Source organism: Buttiauxella gaviniae, assembly GCF_040786275.1.
In the GTDB taxonomy this organism is placed as follows: domain Bacteria; phylum Pseudomonadota; class Gammaproteobacteria; order Enterobacterales; family Enterobacteriaceae; genus Buttiauxella; species Buttiauxella gaviniae_A.
This window is the reverse complement of the sequence record NZ_JBFMVT010000002.1, coordinates 3790382-3803697: the sequence shown is the minus strand read 5'-3', so window position 1 is coordinate 3803697 and position 13316 is coordinate 3790382. Positions and strand designations below refer to the sequence as shown.

Annotated in this window: 13 protein-coding genes; 5 read left to right on the top strand and 8 right to left on the bottom strand. The window is 46.7% G+C overall.

Translation table 11 applies throughout. The features are described from left to right. Nucleotides 1–2 precede the first annotated feature (2 nt). The 3 genes from AB1E22_RS18155 to azuC form a co-directional block, all read right to left on the bottom strand. Nucleotides 3–956, bottom strand: a complete 954-nt coding sequence (locus AB1E22_RS18155; RefSeq protein WP_367596626.1) for an ABC transporter permease — start codon at nucleotides 954–956, stop codon at nucleotides 3–5. A 97-nt stretch (nucleotides 957–1053) separates the two neighbouring features. After that, nucleotides 1054–2646 (bottom strand): ABC transporter substrate-binding protein, encoded by a 1593-nt coding sequence (locus AB1E22_RS18150; RefSeq protein WP_367596625.1) that lies wholly within the window; start codon nucleotides 2644–2646, stop codon nucleotides 1054–1056. A 190-nt stretch (nucleotides 2647–2836) separates the two neighbouring features. Next, the gene (gene azuC, locus AB1E22_RS18145) at nucleotides 2837–2920 is read right to left on the bottom strand and encodes a stress response protein AzuC (protein ID WP_004136622.1); all 84 of its coding nucleotides are present in this window, start codon (nucleotides 2918–2920) and stop codon (nucleotides 2837–2839) included. A gap of 215 nt (nucleotides 2921–3135) precedes the next feature. Here azuC and AB1E22_RS18140 point away from each other — a divergent pair, with 215 nt between their 5' ends. Further along, entirely contained in the window at nucleotides 3136–4554 is a 1419-nt protein-coding gene (locus AB1E22_RS18140) for an MFS transporter (RefSeq protein ID WP_367596624.1), read from the top strand. A 57-nt stretch (nucleotides 4555–4611) separates the two neighbouring features. Here the strand turns inward: AB1E22_RS18140 and AB1E22_RS18135 are convergent, their stop codons facing one another. Beyond that, nucleotides 4612–5250: an RpiB/LacA/LacB family sugar-phosphate isomerase gene (locus AB1E22_RS18135; RefSeq protein ID WP_367596623.1), complete on the bottom strand. Its 639-nt coding sequence runs from the start codon at nucleotides 5248–5250 to the stop codon at nucleotides 4612–4614. A gap of 346 nt (nucleotides 5251–5596) precedes the next feature. Here AB1E22_RS18135 and yecR point away from each other — a divergent pair, with 346 nt between their 5' ends. The 4 genes from yecR to galE all read left to right on the top strand — a co-directional run bounded on the left by yecR (nucleotide 5597) and on the right by galE (nucleotide 9093). Then, complete coding sequence (yecR, locus tag AB1E22_RS18130; protein ID WP_367596622.1) at nucleotides 5597–5944, top strand: YecR family lipoprotein; 348 nt, start codon at nucleotides 5597–5599, stop codon at nucleotides 5942–5944. Nucleotides 5945–6171: 227 nt separating this feature from the next. Next, nucleotides 6172–6669: a non-heme ferritin gene (gene ftnA / locus AB1E22_RS18125; protein WP_367596621.1), complete on the top strand. Its 498-nt coding sequence runs from the start codon at nucleotides 6172–6174 to the stop codon at nucleotides 6667–6669. 385 nt (nucleotides 6670–7054) lie between these two features. Further along, a complete protein-coding gene (locus tag AB1E22_RS18120; RefSeq protein WP_367596620.1) occupies nucleotides 7055–7978 on the top strand; it encodes a glucosamine inositolphosphorylceramide transferase family protein in 924 nt (307 codons plus the stop codon). A 98-nt stretch (nucleotides 7979–8076) separates the two neighbouring features. Continuing rightward, nucleotides 8077–9093: a UDP-glucose 4-epimerase GalE gene (galE, locus tag AB1E22_RS18115; RefSeq protein WP_367596619.1), complete on the top strand. Its 1017-nt coding sequence runs from the start codon at nucleotides 8077–8079 to the stop codon at nucleotides 9091–9093. Between the two features lie 54 nt (nucleotides 9094–9147). Here the strand turns inward: galE and AB1E22_RS18110 are convergent, their stop codons facing one another. From AB1E22_RS18110 to AB1E22_RS18095, 4 genes are read right to left on the bottom strand one after another with little or no spacing between them, the layout of a single operon-like run. Beyond that, a complete protein-coding gene (locus tag AB1E22_RS18110; RefSeq protein WP_367596618.1) occupies nucleotides 9148–10542 on the bottom strand; it encodes a DUF4832 domain-containing protein in 1395 nt (464 codons plus the stop codon). A gap of 29 nt (nucleotides 10543–10571) precedes the next feature. Further along, entirely contained in the window at nucleotides 10572–10979 is a 408-nt protein-coding gene (locus AB1E22_RS18105; protein WP_367596617.1) for a hypothetical protein, read from the bottom strand. 2 nt (nucleotides 10980–10981) lie between these two features. Beyond that, nucleotides 10982–12094 (bottom strand): glycosyltransferase family 4 protein, encoded by a 1113-nt coding sequence (locus tag AB1E22_RS18100; protein WP_367596616.1) that lies wholly within the window; start codon nucleotides 12092–12094, stop codon nucleotides 10982–10984. A 1-nt stretch (nucleotide 12095) separates the two neighbouring features. Next, the gene (locus AB1E22_RS18095; RefSeq protein ID WP_367596615.1) at nucleotides 12096–13307 is read right to left on the bottom strand and encodes a glycosyltransferase family 4 protein; all 1212 of its coding nucleotides are present in this window, start codon (nucleotides 13305–13307) and stop codon (nucleotides 12096–12098) included. Between the last annotated feature and the right edge of the window lie 9 nt (nucleotides 13308–13316).

Sequence of the window (13316 nt, the reverse complement as noted above, 5' to 3'; positions counted from 1 at the left end):
TCTTACCTCAACGCCTTAATGCGCGGGTCAGCCACGCGATATAACAAATCTGCCAGTAAATTGCCGACGATAAGCATCAATGAAGAAAGCATGATCATCGCCATGATCAGCGGGTAATCCAGAGAGGTTATCGACTGAATCCCGAGCAGCCCCATTCCCGGCCAGGAGAACACGCTTTCAGTGACATACGCCCCGACCACCAGCTCGCCAAAAGAGATCCCAAACAGGGTGATCACCGGCAGCAGCACGTTTTTGAGAACATGACGGAATAAGATTGAACGGCGCGTCGCGCCATACGCGAGCTGCGTTTGCACGTAATCCGCCGAAAGCTGTGTGATGGTGTTGGAGCGGATGTAGCGCACGTAGTTGGACAAGTTATAAAAGCTCAGCGCAATGCACGGCAAAATGCCGTGGCGAACCACATCCAGCCACGAATCTTCTACGCCGATGGTGCGCATGCCCATGCTCGGCAGCCAGTTTAGCTGCACCGAAAACACAGTAATCAGTAAGATACCAAACCAGAAAATAGGGATGGAAATGCCGATGTAGGCAAACATATTCAGGAAGTGATCGAGCCAGCGGTGTTTATACGCGCCCGCCAGCAGCCCCAATGGAATAGCCAGCACCATCGCCAGAATCAGTGAGGCGCCCATCAAACCCAGGGTGGCCGGAATACGCTCGGCAATCATGGTTAACACCGGGCGGTGGTAAATGAGCGAATAGCCCAAATCCCCTTGCAGCACGTTTTTTAGCCACAACAGGTATTGCATAAACATCGGTTTATCAAGCCCGAGACTGTGACGGATACGTTCAATATCTTCAGGGTTCATACGTGGCGTAATGTACGCCTGCACCGGGTCGCCCGGCGCCAGTTTGACCAGCAAAAACGACACCAGCGAGATAAAGAACAACATCGGCACTAACTGTGCCAGGCGTCGTACTAACAGATTGTTCATACTGCCTCAAAATTGACTCAATCAATGTCGGATGACGCTACGCTTATCCGACCTACAATAAGGGCCTCTTAAACGAGACCCTTAAAGATAAAGTTAATTATTTTTGATAGATTTTCGACAAGTCCTGGAACATATAAACAGGCTTAGGTTCTGCCTCTTTGGTTCCAGCAAAGCGCTTATCCACGGCAACAACCGCATTGGTGTAGGCAATCGGATACCACGCCATATCGTTGGCTACCGTTTGCTGGATTTGCTTGTAAATCTCAGCGCGTTTGGTTTTGTCTGTCTCAGTGGCACCCTGTTCCCACAGCGCATCAAACGCCGGGTTCTTATAATGGGCATAGTTATAAGCTTCGTTACTCATGTACAAAGACTTATAGCCATCAGGTTCCATGCCCATGATGTAGCCGCCCAGGCTTAATTCATAATCAGTATTTTTCATATCCAGGCTGCGCTGAGACATCGCGTTGGCATCCATTGGCATCAGTTCGACCGTAATACCGATGTTTTTCAACTGCTGCTGGATATACAGCCCCATGCTTTCCTGGGTTTTATTGGTGTTAATATAAGCAAGACGCAGTTTCAAATTCGCCGGTGCAGCCGATTCTTTCAGCAGCGCTTTTGCTTTTTCAACGTCGTATTTATAAGGTTCAACGTCGCTAGTCTGGTAAAGCGTATCTGGCGTCAGAATAGAGGCGGCTGGCTGAGCATAATCCAGGGAGGAGAACGCAGCCTGAACCAGTTCGTCTTTATTGATGGCATAAGCGATGGCCTGACGAAGCGCCTTGTTCTTCATGCTGTCGATGTTCTGGTTAAACGTCATGTATGCCAGACGCCCTTCCGGGTAAATCACGAAGTCGAATTTACCGCTGGATTTCAGGCGGGTGACATCCTGCGGATCAATCATCTTCATGTTGATCTCGCCGTTTTGCAGCGCAAGGTTTGCTGAGTTGCTGTCTTTAGCGAAACGGTAAGTCACCGCATCGAGCTTAGGTTTACCGTTCCAGTAATCATCAAAACGGGTCAGCGCATAATACTGACCGGCGCGATACTCTTTGAATTTAAACGGCCCTGAACCCACTGGCGCATCGTTTTTGGTGCTCTTTTCCATATCGCCGCTTTCGCTGGCAAACACGTGCTGCGGAATCGGGTAAATCTGCACCAGCGAACCGACGAAGGCTGCGCTCACCTGTGGAAGGGTGAATTTCACGGTTTGCTCATCGACTTTGCTGACCTGAATCGGTTTGCCGCCATAAACGAACATGCTGCGGAAGAAGCTGTGCTGCTTTTCATCGAGCAATTTGTTGAAGGTAAACACCACGTCGTCTGCGGTAATAGCCTGCCCATCTTGCCATTTCAGATTCGGTTTGAGTTTTAAAATGTATGAGAGGTTATCTTCTGAAGGCGTCAGGCTTTCTGCCAGGCCCCATTCGATTTTGTCGCCGTTGAAGCTGTAAAGCGGGGCGTAAAGCGCTTGCATGATGGTGAGCGTGGTACGGTCGCTGGCATACAATGGGTTCATCGCCAACGGATCGCCGGTGGTGACACCGATAATCAAATTACCGCCATCCTGAGAGGCTTGTTTTGCCGGGGCAGGCGTTGCTGCAGTATCACTTTTCGCATTATCACAGCCAGAAAGTGCCAGGGCCAAAGAGGCAAACAGCGCAGAAAATAACAGGGGTTTACGCATTTATTCACGGACTCCGTCTCAATTAGAGCCCGCATAGTGCACCAGCCATACCCACATTGTAAATGAGTGTAAAGTGCATAACCTTATGCGAAAAAGTGCTAATGAAAAAAATAGAGGTATATTGGGGGTTAGACGGCAAATTTGGGGCATAAAAAAACCTGCCGCAGCAGGTTTTTTATCGGCTGGCAGATTAGAACATGCCGCCAGGAGGTACATCTTTAAAGGTTTTGCAGTAGTTTTCAAACATGCTTTTCAGGATTTTGCGCAGTTTCATTGTGTGCTCCAGTTTTTATTTTTTCAGGTGTTGCTCGTTATGTGGCTAATAATATGACATCCGTCACACAAATCAATAGTTTTGTGATGTGCATCACACATTTTGAGTGTGGATTTTACATGTTCGTCACACAAAATGGCTTGCATATCCACGACTTAACTGGTTAATTGACTCAACTTTTTTTTAAAACATAATTTTAATTTTGAGTTTCGCTCATGAATGACACCCCTTCTCCGGCAGCAAAACGTGGCATCTCCGGAATGGCATTACTGGTTGCTGGCGCATTTTTCATGGAGTTTCTCGACGGTACGGTTATCGCTACCGCCCTGCCTGAAATGGCACGCACCTTCGGTATTGAAGCCGTTGATTTGAACATCGGCATGAGCGCCTATTTGCTCACACTTGCCGTGTTAATTCCCGCAAGCGGTTGGATTGCTGACCGATTTGGCGCTCGCAAAGTTTTTACCCTGGCACTCGGGATATTCACTTTCGCTTCGGTATTGTGCGGCATGGCTAACACGCTGGAACAGTTTGTTGCGATGCGCGTTTTACAAGGGATTGGCGGCGCACTGATGGTGCCCGTTGGTCGCCTTGCGGTGTTACGTACGACACCCAAACATTTGCTGATTACCGCGATTGCCACGCTCACCTGGCCTGCGTTGGTTGCGCCCATCATCGGCCCGCCGCTGGGGGGATTTATCACCAGTTACGCCTCCTGGCGCTGGATTTTTTACATCAATCTGCCGCTTGGCCTGATTGCGATGGCTTTGGCATGGCGCCTGATACCCGATATACATGATGACGAGCGTCGCCCGTTTGATGCCATCGGTTTTGCCGCAACGGCAGTAGCGATGATTAGCCTGGTCTACGGCCTGGAAATGCTCGGGCAATCGCAAATTAACGTGCTCCCAACCGTGAGCCTGCTGGTGCTGGGAGCGGCGGCGCTTTGGTTCTCGCTGCGGCATTTTAAACGCGCGAAACACCCGATGATTCGTCTTGATGCTTTAAAAGTACAAACTTTTGGGGTGACGATGTACGGCGGGTCACTATTTCGGACCTCTATCAGCGCGGTGCCGTTTTTATTGCCGCTGCTGTTTCAGGTCGGTTTCGGGATGGATGCTTTTCATTCGGGATTATTAGTGTTGGCGGTGTTTGCTGGAAACCTCGCGATGAAACCGGCCACTACGGCGTTGATTCGCAGCTTAGGGTTTAAAAAACTGTTGATTATTAATGGCCTGCTCAATGTTGCCTCGCTGCTGGCCTGTGCTTTTCTCACCCCGCAGACCAGTACCTGGCTAATTATTGCGATACTTTTCTTCGGCGGCATGTTCCGTTCGATGCAGTTCACCGGCATCAGCACCCTCGCCTTTTCCGATGTTCCTTCCCCCCAGATGAGCTACGCCAATACGCTGTTTAGCACCGCGACACAGCTTTCAGTCGGGCTGGGAATTACCCTTGGGGCGATTGGCATACGTCTTGGTGAAAAGCTGAGTCAGTGGCTGGACGTCACGGCGATTCCCGGCATTAGCATTAAAATTTCGTTTGTGATGATTACGCTGATTTGCCTGCTCGGGCTGATTGATTTGCTGCGCCTGCCGCAAAACGCGGGAAGTAGCGTATCTAAGAAGGGTTAGTCGAGGCAGAAAGGGACTTATAAAAGAACGGCCAGCGAAAGCTGGCCGTGTGCAATATTAAGCAAGGATTTCGCGAACGAACGCTTCAATCTCTTTATTCTGGCAATTCTCGAAGAAGCACTTCTGGAAACGCTCGCCGGAAACCGCGGTTTTCACCAGCTCAGGGTCGATAGCACGCAGTGTATCCAGATAGTTTTCTTTCACCACAGCCGCTTTAACCTGATTCAGAATACCGGCGTTACGAACCTGCGGCTCTTTACGCTCAACCGGATAACCTTCACCTTTACGGCCTGTGAACGCTTTTTCGAACATATAGCGCACGTTCAGTTCTGCACCCCAGCCAAAGCCTTTCGCAAAGGCCAGGGACAGGGCGTTACCGTTGTTAATTTGCGAGAACAGGAAAGCATCTGCTGGATCCAGGCAATAGCCACACACCACGCCCGGATGGATGTTCAGAGACATCATCGCGCCCTGGCCTGTGCCACACCCGGTGACAACGAAATCAACTGCTTTGGCATTCAACAGAATACTGGCCATGATACCGAGGTGGATGTAGGTCAGGTGGTGATCCTGCTCATCGCTCATGCCTACGTTGTAGACTGAGTACTCTTTTTCAGCCGCAACTGCTTGCAACTCTTTAAGAATGATGGCGTTTTTTCCAGCCTGACTGTTTTCCATCATCAGTGCTATTTTCATTTCCGTCTCCTGATTGGGTCACGGGATTTCCCGCGGTGAATAGCTTTGGTATGCATTAACGATACTATCTAGCAAACATACTTTCAAATTTAATGAAATTTTGTTTTAAAAAATTAAGAGGTGCTCACACTTTTGCTTTCTGACGCTTTGCAAAGCGCCCTCCCCATCTGATTCCATCAGGACTAACGGGATTGATTTAGCCCCCGCCCACCGAAAAGTAGACATAAATTTGCGTTAGGAAAGTCACATTGATTTATCTAAGTGAAATTAAATCGCTTTATGCTACAGATGATTTTCTGTTTCCTGCGCGTGCTAAATTTATAAAAAACAGTCTTTGAGCATCAGCATGATGAGAACTTTTTGTTTAGTTTTAACGGCTACGTTATTAGCGGGCTGCACCCTGGATAAAATACCTCAGCCCATCAAGAGTAGCGAAGTTGCGGGCGTTGTGCGTCTGGGTTTTGATCTGCCCGCGTTACAAAACGGAAAGGTCGATAGCTACATTGCGCAATCAACCGCGAGCCATCAATGCCAGCAGTGGGGTTATATCGCCGCATTCCCCTATGGAGAGCCGATCAAGACCTGTAGCCTGCGCAGCGGTGCGTTATGTCTGAATCAGCAGGTGACGCTTGAGTATCAGTGCCGGGGCGTGGGAATGGAGAAATATCTTAGAGACGAAACGATTGTTCAGTAACTGAGTAAAAGACGCGCCATTATTTAAAAATCGGCGGATGACGATTATCCCTCCGCCGTTCAATTAAATAAAAATCATTCTTATTCAATAAACAAACTCACCTTAAATGGAAATACTATTAGCAACCATTATCATTACAATAATATAATTAACAATTCCTTTGCATTATTGAAATAATAAAATTAAAGTAGCGCTCTTATTGAATATTCTATTTTCCGGAGCGCACCATGCTTAAAGCTGAAATGATCGAAAAACTTAACGAACAAATGAATCTTGAGCTTTATTCTTCCCTGCTTTATCAACAAATGAGCGCCTGGTGCAGCTACCATAGCTTTGAAGGTGCAGCGGCTTTCTTGCGTCGCCACGCTCAGGAAGAGATGGAACATATGCAGCGCCTGTTTGCCTATCTGACGGATACCGGCAGCCTGCCGCGCATTAATGCGATTCCAGCCCCCGATCATGACTATACCTCGCTGGATAATCTGTTTAGCGCCACCTACGAACACGAACAGTTAATCACTCGCAAGATTAATGAGTTGGCTCATGCAGCAATGACATCGCAGGATTATCCAACCTTTAACTTCTTGCAATGGTATGTGGCAGAGCAGCATGAAGAAGAGAAATTGTTCAAATCTGTACTGGATAAACTCAGCCTGGTTGGCAAAAGCGGCGAAGGTCTTTATTTCGTGGATAAAGAACTTTCCACTCTCGATACGCAAGCTTAATACGAATTATCGGCAAGCATGTTTTGTGCTTGCCATTTTTTTCACAAAAATACAATCGCCCATCTAGCTGATATTCCTGCAACACCTCCCATTTATTCGCTTTTGGTAACATACCCCTTTGTTATTAATGATTTTTCCTGAATACTCTTTTTATCCAAAATCGATGATTTTGATAAGCCCTGCAGATTATTAAGATTTTTTTGTATTTAAAAAGGCGAATAAAAATTAAGTGTCTATACTCCCATCAGCAGTCTCTTCGTTTTTCTTCTTCACAACGGTTTTGCCCTGTTAAAGCAACCTGATTTAGCATTACTTATAATTTTAAAATAATAAGCATCATGTTTTTCCTGAGACCAGTAATAACCAACATGGACAATATGATAAAATGTTAAACAAAAACAACAAATTAATTAAAAAGTTATTTTTTCATGACTCTTGGGACATTATGATCATTAAAAATAACGCACATTCTTTCCCTGAAAATACTCTGGATATTTTAAATAATTCTAAAGCACAGATCCTTGATAAAAAATATACGTTCCAGGCCGATCCTTTTATTATTGAAAAGGAAGATAAATTATATGTTTTCTACGAAGCATTTAGCTTCCTCAATTCAAAAGGAATACTCCGCTGCCGGGTTCTGAACCCGAATCTTGAGGAGATAGAGGATGTCAAACTGGAAGGTTTTGATGATTTAAACTGCCATCTTTCGTTTCCCTTCCTGTTCAATCTCGATGGCAATCTGTTTATGATCCCAGAGTCTTCAGAACGCAAAGAGGTGATACTCTTTCAGTCCACGGCGTTTCCTGCCCGTTGGGAAAAAGTAAAAGTACTCATTCCCGATGCAGAATTTACTGACAATATATTTTTCACACTCGATAACGCCTGCTATTTAATTTCCACGACACTTGATAATGAGATGGTTATTCATACGGCAGAGACAATATTAGGTGAATGGAAAAAAATCACCCCGTCATTGAAGCTATGTAACTTGCACCACCGTGGCGCTGGCACACCTTATTCTATCAATAATAAAAATTACATTTTCACTCAAGAGTGCAACGCTGAAATTTACGGAAAATCAGTTTTTATCAAAGAGTTAATCAACTTAACCCCACAAAATTTTGAAGAGAAACTGGTAGCCAACATCTCCCCAACAATCAATCAAAGCGTGGGGATTCATACCTTAAACTTCTCGAATAGCTATATTGTCTATGACACGAAAAATTTAATATTCAGCCTGCTGTCCCCCTTAAAAAAGATTTCGTTTAAATTTTTAGTCAGATATCGGAAACAGTTTTTTGCCTGAATCAGCGGATGAAGGGCTCCCAGATTGCTGATACTATTAGACAATCAAACGGAAAGTGACGTTGAAAGTTCATTTTGCAATCTTTATCTGGAGAAACTATGGCAATTCTAGTGACTGGTGGCGCGGGTTATATCGGCTCACATACCGTACTGGCATTACTTGATAGAGGTGATGATGTTGTCATCATCGATAATCTTTCCAACGCATCTAAAACCTCGCTTGACCGAGTGACAGAATTAACCGGCAAAGAACCGACACTCTACGTTGCTGATATTTTGGACAAACACGTTCTCAAAGAGATTTTCTCAAGCCATAACATTACGGATGTTATCCATTTTGCAGGTTTAAAATCCGTCGGCGAATCGGTCAGAAAACCGCTGGAATATTATGAGAATAATGTCGTCGGCACGATGGTGTTACTCAATGAGATGTTGCTGGCAGGGGTTAATAGCCTGATCTTTAGCTCGTCGGCAACCGTATATGGCAATCCAGAAAAAGTGCCGTTAAGCGAAGAGTGCAAAACCGGAGGGACCACCAACCCGTACGGAACCTCTAAATTAATGGTTGAGCAGATTTTGCGTGATTTCTCGCATGCGCAGCCGGAATTCCGCATCACCTGTTTGCGTTATTTCAACCCGGTTGGCGCGCATCCGTCGGGTCGAATCGGTGAAGATCCAAACGGTATTCCGAATAACCTGGTCCCTTATATTTCTCAGGTGGCTATCGGTAAACTCGAATGCCTGTCAGTGTACGGCAATGATTATCCAACGCCTGACGGCACCGGCGTTCGTGATTATATCCACGTGCAGGATCTGGCCAGCGGCCACCTTGCAGCCCTCGATCATAAAGCCGACGGAACACCTTTCAAAGCCATCAACCTTGGAACCGGCGTCGGTTATTCCGTGATGGACTTGATTCAGGCGTTTGAAAAAGCCTCTCAGACGAAAATTAACTACCGCATTGTTGAGCGAAGAGAAGGTGATGTGGCGGAATGCTGGTCAGATTCTTCTTTGGCGAAGCAACAGTTGGGATGGCAGGCGACGCACACCCTCGATGAGATGATGCGCGACACCTGGAACTGGCAGAAAAATAACCCAAAAGGTTACGCTTCTTAATCGCGATTTTCTGGATATTTCACATTAAGCGCCTGGCCTTCAGGCGCTTAATAATCACTGAACCTTAAAACTTGATACCCGATACCAGCCGCTGCTGTGGGGCACATCATTCGCCAGATTAATTCTCGCCTTCCCCTGTTTATCCAGCATCGCCACTTCGATGTTGTACTGACCTTTTGTGGCTGTCGCAGGTATTGCCAGGCGGTAGCTTGACGTGCGCTCGCCCGGTAACCACGTCCGAATATCGTCGAGGGTATTTCCCTGGGCAATGACTTTATTTGCATTATCGATTACGCGGAAAGACACGTCATATTTCAGGTAAATCGGCGCAACACCGTCGTTCGCCCACTGGCTGTTAAGCGTCAGATTATTGCCTTTTTGCACCGCAGACTCATGGCTCAGGGAGGCTAAACGAAACCGATACCCGAGCTTCGTCAGCGCCTCATCCACAATCGGCCGAAATTCAGCGGGCACTTCGCGCGACTTTAAATTAATCGTGCTGGCATGTTGTTCAATCGCCCAGTCGAAGGTTCTTTGCACCTCTGCTTTGCTGTAATGTTGCTCCGTTTTCCACTCTTTCATATAGCCGCAGATTTCAAAACTGACCGGGGCATGCTTCCAGGCATCGTTAAATCCGGAAAAAGCGCCCTGCGCCGTCTCTATACGTTGAGGGTAATCATCTTCCATTAAGTTCCAGGCTTTGGAGAAGTTGCGCCAGTCGCCCAGGCAATCCGCCCGCCATCCCGCCCCCTTTTTCACCGCACTGACCAGATTATCTCCCCCGGCGATGAGCATAATTTTTGGTGTTTTAGGGAAAGCCGCAAAGTGCATGTTGACGTATTTATCCAGCGTAGCAGGCGAGTAGCGTTTTTCGAGCGGCGTCAATGAAGGGAAATTACTGTTGTGCCACTCCCCCCATGACCCGACCATGCCAATATCGACGTAGGCAAGGTTTTCATTTCCGTCATAACGTTTGCCGAAAGCGTTAAGCAGGCGCTGGCTGTATGCCAGAAAAATAGGGTCGTCTAAATCGGGAATAAAGGTTTTTTTATCTGAGGTCCAGAGGCCTTTAACCCCTTTTCTAATTAACCAGTCAGGGATTTTTGAGCCGCTTTGCGGCTCCTCGAGCGCCATAAAACGCAGCCCGACGTTCATCGCAGGCTGATGCCGCGCTGCGAATTTAAAAGCATCATCCACCAGCGCAAAATTATATTGCCCCTCTACCGGCTCCAGCTCCGTCCAGTAAAAACGCTCATATTCAATACCGGTATCAGGATACTGCGTCTGCGTCAGTTGCTCCCCGTAGCCCTGATGAAAACTGGCGATCCCCATTCCAGGGTTGGTAATCGGGCCGGACAGGGCTTTCGGCGTAACAACCGTCAAAGGCTCAGCCATAACAGTTCCCGGAAACACCATGCACATCAAGGCCGCAAAAATTTTAATATTCATAGGGTTCCCGTTTTCCATAAGCTGTAAGGCTACTTATTTTTCAGGTTAAGCCACCAATCCCAAATGCCGACATGGAAATCGTGAATCAGGTCGATTCCCACGGCAGATTTGATCATATACAGGGTCAGCAACACACAAAGTGTCGCGAACAGCGCGCCAGAAAGGATTAAAAACGTCACGATAATACGCATCAGCGTGGATTCTTTGCGTAACCGCTTGCGAAAATCGCGCCCCAGTAAAAAGACCAGATAATAACGGGTCCCAAAAAAGGGGAAACTTTTGCGAATATCGATACGGTGGTGCGATGACAGGCTGATTGAGACTAGCGCGCTCTCAATTTCCTGCTTTTGTTCAGGCGTCAGCTCAGCTTGCGTCTGCTCGTTAAGCACATCATAAAATCTGTCGATAACAAGCGGCCGTCGGGTCGTATTGGTCAATTTTAACCTATTGATTTATCTATTGAATGGTAAACGCTTACTGTTTTACTGGCGATCTCGCGCCAGTCGTAGGTTTTCAGAAACTCACCGTAATCGGCATCGTTAAGAGTCACCCTTTGTTTCATTTTGTTCGCTAAATCAGCCACATTACCAACATGGAAATAAGCCTCGACTGGCAGGCCGACTTCCAGATTAGCGGGAATATCGCTGACCACCGCCGGGAGTGAATACGACATAGCTTCCAATAATGCTATCGGTAATCCCTCATGATAAGAAGGCATAATAAAAAGTTTTGCCTGAGAAAATACCACTTTGAGCGCGTCGCCTTTCAAAAATCCGGTCAAAATAACGTTCGGGGTTTTTATCGCTAATTGCTTCAGGCGCATACTGTAATCAGAAGGATGATCCGCATCACCCACCAATACCAGGGGGTCGGAAATACCCGATAGCTGATAGGCAGTAATCAGATCGTGCAGCCCTTTTTCTTCTACAAATCGCCCTACCGCAACAAGATAGTTCTTAGGCTGCAGGGCATATCGGCTCAGCGTTTTACTCACGGTTTCATCCGATAAGGGCTCCGGAATATTTACACCGTTGTAGATCAAATGCGCGTCCATACGGCCATGTTTCTTCTGAATCAACTGATTGATCACCTGCGAAATAACGATGACTTCATTCGCATAATTAACCGCAACTTTTTCGCCCAATAGCAACGCCTGCTTTGCGATCCCCCCCCACTTCTGGCGCTCATAATCGGGGCCATGATGGGTAAATACCACTTTCTTACCCATTAAACGTAGCAGCGGCACCACCAGACCCGGCCCTATAGCGTGCACATGCACAATAGAAGATTTATCAAAGCAGGTTTTAAACGCGGCTAAAACGGAATGGACAATCGCTTCTAAAGAGCGTTTTTTCGGTGCCCAAAGCGCTAGCATTTCTATATTCTTGTAATGAGATTTACTGTAAGCCACATACGGAGCACGGGCGATAACACAAATATCCACATCAAACTGCTGTTTAATGGCGGGATAAAGATTCTGGCAATGCGTTTCTACACCGCCTAATACATCAGGAATCCCTCGCGTACCCAGAACAGTAATTTTCTTCGTCATATTAGGGTTTGCTCAACAGTTCTTGATAAAGACTCAGCAAAGCATCCATATGTTTTCGCATCGAGTATTTCTCTCGCAGGCGCTCGTGAGCACTTAATCCCATGCGCTGAGCTTTTTCTGGATCTTCGGCAAAGTCATCAAGAACATTCGCAAGCTCTTGCGCATTGCCCGGCGTAAATAAAGCGCCTTCTACACCATCACGAACTTGTTCTGGAATTCCGCCGATGCGTGAACCGACAATCGGCCTGGCAAATGACATTGCTTCGAGCACGGCCATTGAGCAGTTCTCATTACATTCAGAGGGAACAATAATCGCCCGGGCGTGCTTAATCAGTTTATCTAAACCCTCACCCTGCTGCACAAAACCCAGAAATTCCGCGTGGGGATATTGCTTAATAAGGTCGTTATAAAGCGGGCCATGACCGACAATTTTTAGCGGTATTTTATTGCGCATTAGCTCATGCGCCTGCGCTAACGTTTCAATCCCTTTCTCATGGCTTAAACGACCCACGAAAAGCAAATAGCCTTCATCTTCAATATTTTCAAAAGATTGGTTGTCATCAATACCGTTCACAATCACATCGATACGCGACTTAGGTAAGGTATGTTTAATCACTCCACGCAGAAATTCGCTGGGGGAAATAATGACATCCAATGCCTGATAGTTTTTGGCAATAAATTGCCAGGTGGCTTCTAATGAGAGCAGCAAACTTTTCGCGGCAGACCCTTCATAGCACCGATATTTGAACGCGTTATATACCGCCCCATTAATACAGGCATCGCAGACTTTTCCGTCGCGCAGCATGGCATAGGACGGGCAAGAAATTTTATAGTCGTGCGCAGTTAATACCGTTTTGCAGCCAAAATCACGGGCAATTTTGATAATGGACGGCGTTAATTGATGATAGATATTATGGAAGTGGACAATATCCGGCCGCTCTTTCTCCAGTAACGCACGCATTTTTTTGCAGGCTTCTGCGTTATGAATAAAATTCACCGCCGTTTTAATCCCACCCAGCAGACTGCTGCCCTGGTGATAGTCTACATTGCTGACAAAATAATCGGCGTAATCTGAGGGAAAGTTCTTCTCATGCTGCATCGAGAAATCAATAACGTCGATGCCTGCCTGCTTGAGCATATTACGTTCTTGAAAATAAACCGTTTCCGCACCGCCCTTGATGTAGAAAAATTTATTCACCAGTAAAATTTTCATTAGACCACC